12 protein-coding genes are annotated in these 12,132 nt (G+C 58.4%); 4 read left to right on the plus strand and 8 right to left on the minus strand.

The genetic code is table 11. From position 1 onward, the window contains the following. The 3 genes from boxB to VL003_RS06655 all read right to left on the minus strand — a co-directional run. Nucleotides 1–910, minus strand: a 910-nt coding sequence (gene boxB, locus VL003_RS06645; protein WP_325440820.1) for a benzoyl-CoA 2,3-epoxidase subunit BoxB, incomplete at its 3' end; no start/stop codon positions are given. Between the two features lie 263 nt (nt 911–1,173). After that, a complete protein-coding gene (locus tag VL003_RS06650; RefSeq protein ID WP_325440822.1) occupies nt 1,174–3,564 on the minus strand; it encodes a catalase in 2,391 nt (796 codons plus the stop codon). A gap of 146 nt (nt 3,565–3,710) precedes the next feature. Further along, a complete protein-coding gene (locus VL003_RS06655) occupies nt 3,711–3,911 on the minus strand; it encodes a CsbD family protein (protein ID WP_325440824.1) in 201 nt (66 codons plus the stop codon). A gap of 364 nt (nt 3,912–4,275) precedes the next feature. Here VL003_RS06655 and VL003_RS06660 point away from each other — a divergent pair, with 364 nt between their 5' ends. Together VL003_RS06660 and VL003_RS06665 are read left to right on the plus strand one after the other, a co-directional pair. Then, nucleotides 4,276–5,217: a DnaJ C-terminal domain-containing protein gene (locus VL003_RS06660; protein WP_325440826.1), complete on the plus strand. Its 942-nt coding sequence runs from the start codon at nt 4,276–4,278 to the stop codon at nt 5,215–5,217. Then, entirely contained in the window at nt 5,214–5,543 is a 330-nt protein-coding gene (locus tag VL003_RS06665) for a chaperone modulator CbpM (RefSeq protein WP_325440828.1), read from the plus strand. The genes VL003_RS06660 and VL003_RS06665 overlap by 4 nt, the downstream gene beginning before the upstream one ends. 5 nt (nt 5,544–5,548) lie before the next feature. Here VL003_RS06665 and VL003_RS06670 read toward each other — a convergent pair whose 3' ends face one another. Then, nucleotides 5,549–6,472, minus strand: coding sequence for a LysR family transcriptional regulator (locus VL003_RS06670; RefSeq protein ID WP_325440830.1), 924 nt, complete (start codon nt 6,470–6,472; stop codon nt 5,549–5,551). A gap of 113 nt (nt 6,473–6,585) precedes the next feature. On the opposite strand from VL003_RS06670, the gene VL003_RS06675 reads away from it, so the two are divergent. Beyond that, nucleotides 6,586–7,641 (plus strand): YeiH family protein, encoded by a 1,056-nt coding sequence (locus VL003_RS06675; RefSeq protein ID WP_325440832.1) that lies wholly within the window; start codon nt 6,586–6,588, stop codon nt 7,639–7,641. On the opposite strand, the gene VL003_RS06680 is transcribed toward VL003_RS06675, so the two are convergent. The 4 genes from VL003_RS06680 to VL003_RS06695 form a co-directional block, all read right to left on the minus strand. After that, on the minus strand, nt 7,642–8,604 hold the full coding sequence (locus VL003_RS06680; RefSeq protein WP_325440834.1) for a sigma-54 interaction domain-containing protein: 963 nt from the start codon (nt 8,602–8,604) through the stop codon (nt 7,642–7,644). Nucleotides 8,605–8,685: 81 nt separating this feature from the next. Next, nucleotides 8,686–8,796 carry a DUF2474 family protein gene (locus VL003_RS06685; RefSeq protein ID WP_325440842.1) on the minus strand — a complete coding sequence of 37 codons (111 nt, stop codon included), beginning with the start codon at nt 8,794–8,796 and terminating at the stop codon, nt 8,686–8,688. Nucleotides 8,797–8,831: 35 nt separating this feature from the next. Next, nucleotides 8,832–9,839: a cytochrome d ubiquinol oxidase subunit II gene (cydB, locus tag VL003_RS06690; RefSeq protein ID WP_325440836.1), complete on the minus strand. Its 1,008-nt coding sequence runs from the start codon at nt 9,837–9,839 to the stop codon at nt 8,832–8,834. Between the two features lie 3 nt (nt 9,840–9,842). Beyond that, nucleotides 9,843–11,255, minus strand: a complete 1,413-nt coding sequence (locus tag VL003_RS06695) for a cytochrome ubiquinol oxidase subunit I (protein WP_325440838.1) — start codon at nt 11,253–11,255, stop codon at nt 9,843–9,845. Between the two features lie 191 nt (nt 11,256–11,446). Here VL003_RS06695 and VL003_RS06700 point away from each other — a divergent pair. Next, the coding region (locus VL003_RS06700) for a DUF3182 family protein (protein WP_325440840.1) at nt 11,447–12,132 on the plus strand (686 nt) is incomplete at its 3' end.

The following is a 12,132-nucleotide window of genomic DNA, read 5'->3' on the forward strand; positions in this document are numbered from 1 at the left end:
CCTTGCGTTGCAGAGTAGGCAAGTCGATGACACCGAGAGCACGGATGGCTTTGACGTCGTGCGGGTCTTTGATGCCGGCGGCGTTCATGGCCTTGACAGTCGCCTCGATAGTGCGACCTATGCCGGTTTCGCCGACGAACAAATGGTGCGCTTCTTCGGTCAGCATGAAGCGGCAGCTGCGCGAGAGCGGGTCAAAACCCGACTGCGCCAAAGCGGCCAACTGCATCTTGCCGTCTCGATCGGTGAAGTAGGTAAACATGAAGAACGACAGCCAGTCGGGCGTGCGTTCGTTGAAGGCACCCAGAATGCGCGGGTTGTTCTTGTCTGCCGAACGACGCTCAAGCAAGCCCTTGGCTTCCTCCCGACCGTCGCGGCCAAAGTATTTGACCAGCAAATACACCATCGCCCACAGGTGCCGGCCTTCTTCGACGTTTACCTGGAACAGGTTGCGCAGGTCATATAAAGAGGGCGCGGTCTGGCCCAGATAGCGTTGTTGCTCGACCGAAGCAGGCTCGGTGTCGCCCTGAACCACGATAAGACGCCGCAGCACCGAACGGTATTCGCCCGGCACCTCTTGCCAGGCCGGTTCGCCTTTGTGGCGTCCGAACGGTATGGTGCGGCCCTCTTCCTGGGGAGCCAGCAAGATACCCCACCGGTAATCGGGCATTTTTACATGGTCGAACACTGCCCAGCCGCTAGGGTCCACGCCTACGGCAGTACGCAGATAAACCTCGGCGTCCTGAAACCCTTCGGGCCCGGCCTCTTTCCACCACTCCAGGTAATCGGGTTGCCACTCTTCCAGTGCACGTTGCAATTGGCGGTCACTGCTAAGGTTGACGTTATTGGGGATTTTGTCGTCGTAGTTGACCTCTACGAAGTTCGTGCCACGGATGGCTTCGCTTTCACTCATGATGTTCTCCCGACAGGCGTTTGCCTGAAATTTCACCCTATCTTGCGGGGTTCAGCCCGCCCCGACTCTTCATGCACTTTGCTGCATCACGAGCCACTGATATGCATGATAGTGCTTTGCAGAAAACGCTTTTTGACAAATATCAAGGTTTGCTATTGTCGAGAACCTCATTTTTGCTCTAGCCGTGCCGTGGCACCCGCATGTCGCCGGCCAAAAAAAACCGGCCTCGCGGAGCAAGGCCGGAAGAGGTGCCCTCCCGAGCATCACGCCGAAGGGCACTCTCGTTCAAAATGCCGGTGGTGCCCCAGCGCGGCAATAAAGCGCTCAAGCGCTTTCGCCTCTCCGGCCTGGGTAACGAACATGCCTGGCAACGCTTCATCTTGTGTGGTGATGCCCGCCTGGCGCAACAAGGCTTCGGCATCCCTGGACGCCCAGATGGTCTTGCAATGCAGGAACTGGTCGGCAATGAACTCGCGAGCCTTGGGGTCGGCGGCCAAGCGTTGCGCGGCCTCCGGTCCCCCCGGCACAATGACGCCGTCGAACAACACACCCGGATGATTCTCGAGCGAGGCGTCGGCGTCTATCGCCGGCCCCTTGGCCGACGTGATGGCGCCAATATGGGGAGCCACCAGGCGTACGATCGCACCCTGCTTTTGCAAGGCGTGGGTTGCGGTCCACACTGCCTCGCCGTCAATACCGTCAGCCAGCAGCACGGCCACTTGTCGCGTCTGTATGCCCGCCTCACCCTGACGCGCCGTTAGCGACAGCGCCGGCGACATGTCAACTTCTGGCTTGGGCGGTTTTTGCATCGCATTCGGCATGGCATCGGGCAGCTCCATCCCAAGGCCCTTGGCGACCTCAGCCGCCAGTTCTTCGGAGGCGTTGCGCAGCATGGATACGGTTCGCTGGCGCACTGCAGGAACGGTAACCTTGCTCAGCTCGAATCTAAAAGCCGCTGCAATGTGGCGTTGCTCGGCCTTGGTCTGGCTATTGTAGAAAAGAGACGCCTGGTTGTAGTGTTCTGCAAATTTTTCCGGTTTTCCCCGCAGCTCGTCTTGCTCGACGGGTTCCGGAAAGGAGACATAGCCCTGCGGCCCAGCCTGAAACGGGCAGCCCCCAGCCAGTGAATTGGGCTCGTAAGCAACGCGACCCCGATGAATCGCCTGCCTGTGCATGCCGTCACGCTGATTGTTCTGAACGGCGGCGAGCGGTGCATTGATCGGCAACTCATGAAAATTAGGGCCGCCCAGCCGCGTAATCTGCGTATCGACATACGAATGAATACGCCCGGCCAGCAAAGGATCGTTGGTGAAATCAATGCCTGGCACCACATGTGCTGCGCAAAACGCGACTTGTTCGGTTTCAGCAAAGAAATTGTCTGGGTTGCGGTTCAAAACCATACGGCCGACAGGCTGAAGAGGCACCAGTTCTTCGGGAATGAGCTTTGTGGCATCCAGCACGTCAAAGGTGAAGGCATTGGCCTGAGCCTCGGTAAAGGTCTGGACACAGAGCTCCCACTCGGGGTAGGCCCCCGTTTCAATCGCCTCGTACAGGTCGCGGCGGTTGTAGTCGGGGTCGGCACCTGAAATCTTGACCGCCTCGTCCCATACCAGCGAATGCGTGCCAAGCTTGGGGTTCCAGTGGAACTTCACAAAAGTGGACTCGCCCTTTGCATTGACGAAACGAAAGGTGTGTACACCAAAGCCTTGCATCATGCGAAAGCTGCGTGGAATCGCGCGGTCGGACATTTGCCACATGAGCATATGGGTCGACTCGGGCATCAGCGAGACGAAATCCCAATACGTGTCGTGGGCCGAGGCCGCCTGAGGCATGGCATGATGGGGTTCGGGCTTGACCGCATGGACGAGATCCGGAAACTTCATGGCATCCTGAATGAAGAACACCGGCATGTTGTTGCCCACCAGATCCCAGTTACCCTCGTCGGTATAAAACTTTACTGCAAAGCCACGCACATCGCGGGCTGTGTCTTTCGAGCCGCGCTCGCCGGCTACCGTTGAAAACCTGACAAATACAGGCGTGATCTTGCCGGATTCTGCGAAAAGAGAGGCCCGGGTCAGCTCGGTCAATGGCTCGTAGCATTCAAAGTAGCCGTGAGCACCCGAACCACGGGCGTGTACGACGCGCTCGGGAATTCTCTCGTGATCAAAGTGCGTGATTTTTTCACGCAGGATAAAGTCTTTCAGCAGTGCCGGCCCGCGCAGCCCCGCCTTGAGCGAATTCTGATTATCGGCAATTTTCACGCCCTGATTGCTTGTCAGGGGTTGACCTTCCGCGTCGGCACGCACGCGGCTCAGCGACCCGCCGGCTGCGTTGACCCCGGGCGCCGCTGCGCCGTCGTATTTTTCGGTGTGATTCTTTTCAGCAAGCGTGCTGCCTGTGGCCTCGCGTGAAGGGGGCTCCGAGCGTGCCCCCGCAGGCGGGTTGAGCGCATTTTCGCGACCGTGCTCTGCAGGCTTGTTCGGGTTGTAAGCCATCGCCGAAGCCATCTTGCCTACTGCTGCCGCCTTTGCCACGCCTTCGTGACTGGAGCTGGGGGCTGAAGGGTCATTGGCAGGGCCGCTGTCTGTTGCGTTGTAACCAGTCTCTGCAGCAACCGGCTTTCCTGATGAAGTGGTTTTTTTCGATTTCGGCATCGGCTGACCTCCTGAAAAATGATTGTCGGCCCACGCAATGCCGCAAGTAGCGTTGCGGTTGCGTCGGCCGATGTGTGGCGCCGCTACGCGCCGGCCGCGATGCCGCAGGCCGGCTGAAATGAAAGGCGTCCAGCGCCGTGTCGCGCTTAGCGGTTACGGTCGAAAAAATCCTTGACTTCGCGCTCGGCTTCTTCACGTGTCCTGCCGTAACGCTCCTGAACCAGGCCCGCCAGCTGCTGGGCATTACCTTTGGTCTTGGTCAGTTCATCGTCCGTCAGTTCGCCCCACGCCGTTTTGGCTTTGCCGGCCAGTTGCTTCCATTGGCCTTCCAGAGTGTCTTCATTCATGGATTGACTCCTTTTGTAGAAAAGTTGCGGGGCCGGAACCCGGTGGTCCAGTGACTATGCAGCCAAAAACTGGAAACAGACGCTCGTGCGCATATGGGCCGAAGGGTCCGGGCTCTCAAGCGACCCGCCGCACGAGCGTCTGCGTGAAGATCAGAAGCAAGCGCTGTACCCGCAACCCCGCGTTTGCTCTGCCCTGCCATGGCAGGGCGGCCCATTCGCAAGCTTAACGACACCCCGCTTTGCAAGCCCCCTTGTTGTTGGTAATCTTGTGACAGGCTTTTAAGCAATGCAGCTACGGCCTCGCAGGGCTTGCCTCCCGAACTTCATACGCTCAACACCCGTGTCTGTTCCGCCCGGAGTCCGCATGAAATACATTGATTACTATCAGGTTCTTGGTCTTGGGCGCGACGCGACACAAGACGACATAAAAAAGGCCTATCGCAAGCTGGCTCACCAGTATCACCCCGACGTCTCCAGCGAATCCGACGCCGAGCACAAGTTCAAACAGGTGGCCGAGGCCTATGCCACCCTGAAAGACCCCGAAAAAAAAGCCGCCTACGATAGTCTGGGCAGCCATCCACAAGGCCAGGATTTCGTTCCGCCCAATCAATGGCAACAGCATTTTCACGAGCAATCAACTGATTTTTCCGACGTCGACCTGTCCGACCTGTTAGCCGCATTCGCGGCCGCGCAACGGGCCCAGCATCAAGAGCGGGCCCGCCGCCCTTATAACGGCCAGGACTTCGAGGCCACGTTGCCGGTCACGCTCGAACAGGTCTATGCCGGTGCCGAAGCCGAACTGACCATCTCGCTGCCGGAATACGACGCCCAGGGCATGCCCCGCCGCAGCCCCAAGACTTATCGCATCCGCGTTCCCAAGGGCGCTTCAGACGGACAGCGTTTGCGCCTGCCCCAAAAAGGAGGCGCCGGGTTCAACGGCGGACGCGCCGGAGATCTGTACGTAACCATGCAGTTACAGCCGCATAAACTGTATCGGGTCAGCGGTCGCGATCTGTATCTTGACCTGCCGCTTGCTCCCTGGGAGGCCGCCTTGGGAGCAAAGGTTCAGGTGCCCACCCTGGGCGGCACGGTCGAGATGAATATCCCCGAAGGTACAGTAGCCGGACGCAAGCTGCGTTTAACCGGTCGCGGCCTGCCCGATTCCTCGGGCCGCCAGGGCGACTTGTACGCCATTGTGCAAATTGATGTCCCCGTCAAGCTTTCGGAGCGTGAGCGCGAACTGCTTCGGCAGTGGGCCACCGAGTCGCGTTTCAACCCACGTTCCTTTCCAGGAGCCGCCACATGAAAACCCAAATCACTGAAAGCGTCTGGCTCAACGCTTCGGACATTTGCTCGTTCGAACACGTGGTAGAAGTTTCCGGCCTTAGCCCACAAGAATTGCACGCGCTGATCGACACCGGCGTCATTGAGCCTTCCAACGACGACCCCGGCAATTATTTTTTTCATATGCAATGCATTGTCGTGGCCCGCAAGGCAAGACGCCTGCGAGACGATTTCGAGCTGGACACGCAAGGGCTGGCCGTTGCGCTGAACCTGCTGCGCCGCGTGGGCGACCTGGAAGCCGAGATTGCCGATTTGCGCGCTCGCCTGGTGTCGAGCCGGCGCCCATAGCGTGTTTAACCCAGTGCGCCAGGCTCGTGCTCTTGGAGCATGGCACAAAACGCATGCGCCGCCGGAGACAACGGACGCTGCGCGCGTTTCAATAAAAATAAGGGGCGCCGATATCGATCGGCCTGCGTGCTGTTCATGGTAGCCAGTCGCCCCAGCGCCAGCAAGTCGTGAACCACCACCTCGGGCAGCATGGCAATACCCAAGTTCTGCGCCACTGCTCTGGCAATACCTTCATTGCTGCCCACCTCGATGCTGTGCTCTATCTGCACACCCTCGGCCTGCATCAGGCGCTCGGTCACCTCTCGGGTTCCCGAGCCGGTTTCGCGCAACAGCCAGCGCGCACGGCTCAGGCTTCGGGCGTCCACCTCGAGCCGCCCCGCCAGCTCACTGCCCGGTGAAGCAACCAGAAACAAGGCATCATCGCGCCATCTGACCGCACTGATGCCCGGGTCGCTGACAGCCCCTTCGACCACGGCGACATCTACCACGCAATCGATCAGGCCTTGACTGATGACAGCAGTGTTGCCCACCACCACTTTCAGCTCGATATCGGGAAACTGCTCGGCAAAGTCTGCCAGGTACGGTGGCAACCAGTAACCCGCCACTGTGGTGCTGGCACCTATCACCAGGGAACCTTTCTGGATACCGGTACGGGCGCCCAAGTCGTCGAGCGCCGCCTTTTCCAGCGCAAAAATACCGCGCGCGTGCTCGTAAAGCGCGCGACCGGCTTCAGTCAGGCGCAGGCCGCGGCCGCCCTTGCCGCGCGGCGCACCACGTTCGATAAGGGCCAGACCAAGTTGCTCTTCGAGCTCTCGTACCGCCTTGGATGCCGCCGACTGACTCACATGCACTAGTTCGGCACCCCGTGAAAAACTGCCCCGGGAGGCCACGGCAAAAAACACCCGGGTCAGATGCAGGTTAAGACGCATTGGCTTGACATGAATTTAAATCATGGTTTTAGGAAAAATAGGCGTTAGACTCATATTACTGGAAACGATAAGCTTGCGCATCCATTCAAAGAAACGCCTGCAACATACGATCCATGACGCAAAACGCCGCAGTTTCGCCCTCTCGTTCCGTCCTTTTTTTTCGCCCAGAATTAGCCGCCGGCCTGGCTTTCACAGCCATACTGGCTACCGCCGGTGTTGCCCTGGCACATGTCCCATTGTTCCAGCAGGCCGGCTTGAGCCCACTGACGCTGGCCATTGTGCTTGGCATGATCGCAGGTAATACCTTTTTCCCGAAGATCGCCGCTCAAACGGGCCCGGGGGTAGATTTTTCCAAGAATTTCCTGCTGCGGACGGGAATCGTTCTGTTTGGATTTCGCATCACCTTCCAGGATATTGCCCACATTGGCTGGGAGGGTGTCCTTATAGCCGGACTGATCGTGGCATCCACGTTTGTTCTGGCGGTTCAAGTGGGCACGCGGGTTTTGCGCATGGACAAACAGACGGCCATGCTCATTGGGGCAGGCAGCGCCATTTGCGGCGCGGCTGCCGTCATGGCAGCCGAACCCGTCGTCAAAGGCCAGGCCCATAAGGTTGCTATCGCTGTCGCGACGGTGGTGATATTTGGTACGGTGGCCATGTTTGCTTATCCGTTGGCCTATCCCTACCTGGGTTTAAGCGAACAGGCTTTCGGCGTATACGTGGGTTCGACCGTGCACGAAGTGGCTCAGGTAGTGGCAGCCGGCACGGCAGTCGGTGACACCGCCGCCACAACTGCCGTCATCGAGAAAATGTTGCGAGTCATGATGCTGGCGCCGTTTCTGATATTGCTGTCGGTCGGCATGTCGCGCAAGAAACACAGCTCGGGCCAAGGTGGCAGCCGCATCGTCATTCCGTGGTTCGCCGTGTGGTTTATTGTGGCCGCGGGGGTTAACTCTTTGCAATGGGTTCCTTCAACGGTAGTACAGGCCGTGGGCCACCTGGACGCCGCCCTGCTGGCCATGGCCATGGCTGCGCTGGGCGTTCGCACCCGTGTCAGCGCACTACGCGAAGCGGGTGTGCGCCCCCTATTATTGGCAAGCATATTGTTTATATTTTTGGTGGTGGGCGGCTACGGCATCAATGTGGCGGTCATGGCATTGTCGGCCTAGCTAAACCGCCCCAAACTCGTAACCCTGCTTGCGAAACTCTTCGAGCCGGTTATAGAGTGTCTTGGGGCTGATACCCAGAGCCAGCGCCGTTCGCTGCCGGTCACCACCGTAATACTCGAGCGTAGCCATAATCACCGCCCGCTGTGCCGAACTTAGTGGCGTACCCAAAGAGATCTTCAGCAGGCCATGCTTGACCTCAGGCGTCTGGCCCGCGACGGTGTTAGTCAATGGCGCGATTTCGACTTGGTTGTCGGCCAGAATAAAAGACCGCATGATGGTATTTTTAAGCTCGCGCACGTTTCCGGGCCAGTGGTAACTTTCAAGCTGCAGCATCGCCCCGGGCGAAAAAACCTTGTTCGTACCCTCTTGGTCGTTCAGTTCGTTTAAAAACCGCTGCGCCAGGTAAGAAATATCGCCCTTGCGTTCGCGCAGCGAAGGAACCCGTATGGGGAACACTGCCAAGCGATACAGCAGATCGGATCGGAAGGTATGCGCTTGCACGGCCGTTTTGGGGTCGCGGTTGGTGGCCGCAATAATGCGCACATTGACCTTTTTTTGTTCTGAGCCCCCTACGCTGTGATACGTACCGTTTTCGAGCACCCGCAGCAATTGCACTTGTATCGACAACGGCATTTCGGTGATTTCGTCCAGGAACAAGGTGCCCATATGGGCGCGCCCAAAACAACCCTCGGTGCTGCTGACCGCACCCGTAAAACTGCCTTTTTCGTGGCCGAAGAGCTCGCTTTCAGCCAACGAAGGGCTGATCGCCCCGCAGTTGACCGCGATAAAGGGCTGGTTTTTTTGTGCACTGCGCCCGTGTATGGCTCTTGCAACCACCTCTTTGCCAGTGCCGCTTTCGCCGATGATCAGGACGCTCGCGTCGGTGGGGGCTGCCTTGACAATGGACCGCGCCAATTGAAAAGCAGCAGGCGAGTGTCCGAGGAATCGAGAGGTTTTGATCATGTGGTCCGAAACTTCAATCTATGTGCTTTAACAATAAAATAAAAGCTGCCCACGTCGGGCGACCATGCGGTTTGGACGATATCAGGCGCTAAAACCCGCCCAATTCATGAGTACCCGCAACAAGTAGGCCACAAGCGCCAATGCCGCAACGCCCATGGCCCAGAACACCGCCATCCAGCCCAACCGGGCCATCCACGCGCGCCGCTGCCTTGTCTCGGACGACGCCACTAGTGATACCCCTCGCCTGGCCTGACCTTGCCCCGAAAGACGTAGTAGGCCCACGCGGTATACATGAGTATGACCGGTATGATAAGCAGCGCACCAACCAGGGCAAAGCCCAGACTTTCGGGGGGGCCTGCCGCTTGCCGGATGGTGATGTCGGGCGGAACAATATTGGGCCAGACGCTGATGGTCAACCCGCTATACCCAAGAAACATCAGGCCCAACGTTAGTAAAAATGGGCTGACATGCGGCTTGCGCTCGAGTGCACGTAGCAAAAAGTATGCCGACACCACAACCAGGACTGGTACCGGAAGGAACCACACAATATTGGGGAAGCTGAACCAGCGTTGTGCAATGGATTCATGCGCCAATGGAGTCCAGAGGCTGAGCACGCCAATGACGCCCAGCAACACCCAGGTCAGGTTTCGGGCTAGTGAACGCATGCGGTCATACAGCAACCCCTCGGTCTTGAAGATTAGCCACGTGCAGCCCAAGAGCGCGTACGCCGCGATCAGCCCCAAGCCTGTAAAGAGGGAAAATGGATTGACCCAGTCGAACGCGCCACCCACATACACACGGTCGACCACCTTAAGACCGTCCATGTACGCGCCCAACACCACACCTTGAAAAAACGTGGCACTGAACGACCCGAAAATAAAGGCCTTGTCCCACCAGTGCCGGCTTTTGGCACTTGCCGTGAAGCGGAACTCAAACGCCACCCCGCGGAAAATAAGGCCCAGCAGCATGAAGACCAGAGGCAGCATGAATGCGTGCAGAATGACCGAATAAGCGAGTGGAAAGGCTGCCAGCAGCCCCGCACCGCCCAGAACCAGCCAGGTTTCATTGCCGTCCCATATGGGGGCGACGGTATTCATCATTGCGTCGCGATCGTGGGTGTCGGGAATGAACGGGAACAAGATGCCGATGCCCAGATCGAAACCGTCCATGACCACATACATGAATACGCCGAAAAGGATAATAACTGCCCAGATCAATGCCAGATCGATGCCCATGGCTTATCCCCTTGCGATGTTGTAGCCGGTGTTTTCGTCGGCGGCGGACATCGGCCGAGCGGGGGTGCGAGGCTCTCCGGGGCCGCCTTCCTGGGGCTCCTCACTTTCAGGCCCGTTACGTATCAACCTGAGCATGTATCCGATACCAGCGCCAAAGACAATGAAATACACGATGACGAACAGCGCCAGCGCAAAGCCGACCTCTGACGCATTATGAGGTGTCACGGCCTCGGATGTTCGCATCAACCCTTGAATGATCCACGGTTGCCGCCCGATCTCGGTTGTATACCAGCCCGCCAGCATGGCCACCAGCCCGGTGGCACCCATACCCAACGCGAACCGATGCAGCCCCCTGCTATGGTAGAGCCGCCCCTTCCATCGAGCCCACGCCCCCCATAACGCCAGTGCAATCATTAATAAACCCAAGCCGACCATGAGGCGGAAGGTCCAGAACACCACGGTCGAATTGGGGCGATCTTCGGGAGCGAATTCTTTGAGGCCCGGAAACTGGCCGTTCAAGCTGTGAGTGAGGATCAAACTGCCCAAATTGGGAATATTCACTGCGAAACGAGTGCGCTCTTCTTGCATATCGGGCCAGCCGATAAGGGTAAGGGGTACACCTTCGCCGGGGGTGTTTTCCCAGTGGCCTTCGATGGCTGCGATTTTGGCCGGTTGATACTTGAGGGTATTGAGACCATGAAAATCGCCCACCACCGCCTGAAGCGGCGCTACCGCCAGCAGCATCCACATGGCCATGGAAAGCATGGTGCGAACCGCCGGGTTATCGTTGCCGCGCAGCAGATGCCAGCCTGCCGAGGCGGCCACCATAAGCGCCGTGGCCAAGTAGGCGGCCAGCGTCATGTGTACCAGACGATACGGAAACGAGGGGTTGAAGATAACCGCCAGCCAATCAACAGGCACCACCTGACCATTGATGATTTCGTAGCCTTGGGGGGTATGCATCCAGCTATTGGACGCAAGTATCCAGGTAGCCGAGATAAGCGTACCCAGAGCGACCATGACCGTTGAGAAAAAGTGCAAACCCGGCCCCACCCGCCTCCAGCCGAAGAGCATCACGCCCAAGAAGCCCGCTTCCAGAAAGAAGGCGGTTAGCACCTCGTACGCCAGCAAGGGGCCGGTGATGCTGCCCGCAAAGTCGGAAAACACGCTCCAGTTGGTCCCGAACTGGTAGGCCATGACCACACCCGAGACCACGCCCATGCCGAAATTAAGGGCAAAGATCTTTATCCAGAAAAAGTACAGGTCGCGATAAACGACGTTGGAGGTGCGCAGCCAACAGGCCTCGAGAACAGCAAGGTAGCTGGCCAGGCCGATGGTGATGGCCGGAAAAACAATATGGAATGAAATCGTGAACCCAAACTGTATGCGGGACAACATCAAGGCATCGAGTTCCATTCCTATGCTCCTGAATTTCCACCAACTAAGCTTGAAAATACGTCGGGTGCCGCCACGGGCTTTCACACTATAGCGCTGTAAACAGCCCGCGACCAGTAATAATGCGCACCATGCATGCCGTCGGCCCAGCGCCGTGGCGGGCACGACGCTTGCGTGTATAGGCTCCCCGGACATCTGCGGAGATCGCGCTGATGAGCCCCGAACAACCTCGCAGTGACACAGTAAATAAAGGCGCTCGCATCGCAGTGGCATTTCCCTCAAGGCTCGAGGCGCCACCCCACGAGACGACATCGCAACAGGCCCTGGCTCGCAAGCTTGCACAATTATTGAAGGTGGAATTTGTCGAGCATTTTCAGCCCCAGCCGCTCCCCGAGCCGGGCAGCGTCTACTACGTGCCGGCTCGCACATTGGTACGCAACGCCACGCAAGGCGGCGCTGCCGGCGGGGGCTACCTGGAGAGCATCCGCAGTTACGACGACCTTTATGGGGGCATCGTACCCCACCCTTTCGTCGCCACGAAAGCCATTACTCACCCAGTACTTCATGTCGATTCGCCCGCCCCCCAGGGCTGGAGCCACACCTTCTCACAGGAGACCTCGGCCGCTGTGCTACGGGGCATTACCGTGTTTTCCGTCAAAGATGCGCGGCTCGCGGGATTGCGACTGCTTTCATTGGGGCCGGTGCGCATCAAGCCCGTGCGTGCAAGCGGCGGCCGGGGCCAGATATTGGTATTTAACCCGCGTCAATTCGACGCCGAGCTATCCGAACAGGACGAACGGGAAATCAGTGAGCACGGACTGGTACTGGAAGAACATCTGGCAGACGTGAAAACCTATAGTGTCGGACTGGTTCGCGCGGGTGGTATCGATATCTCGTA

Source organism: Pusillimonas sp. (assembly GCF_035515275.1).
Classification (GTDB): domain Bacteria; phylum Pseudomonadota; class Gammaproteobacteria; order Burkholderiales; family Burkholderiaceae_B; genus Pusillimonas.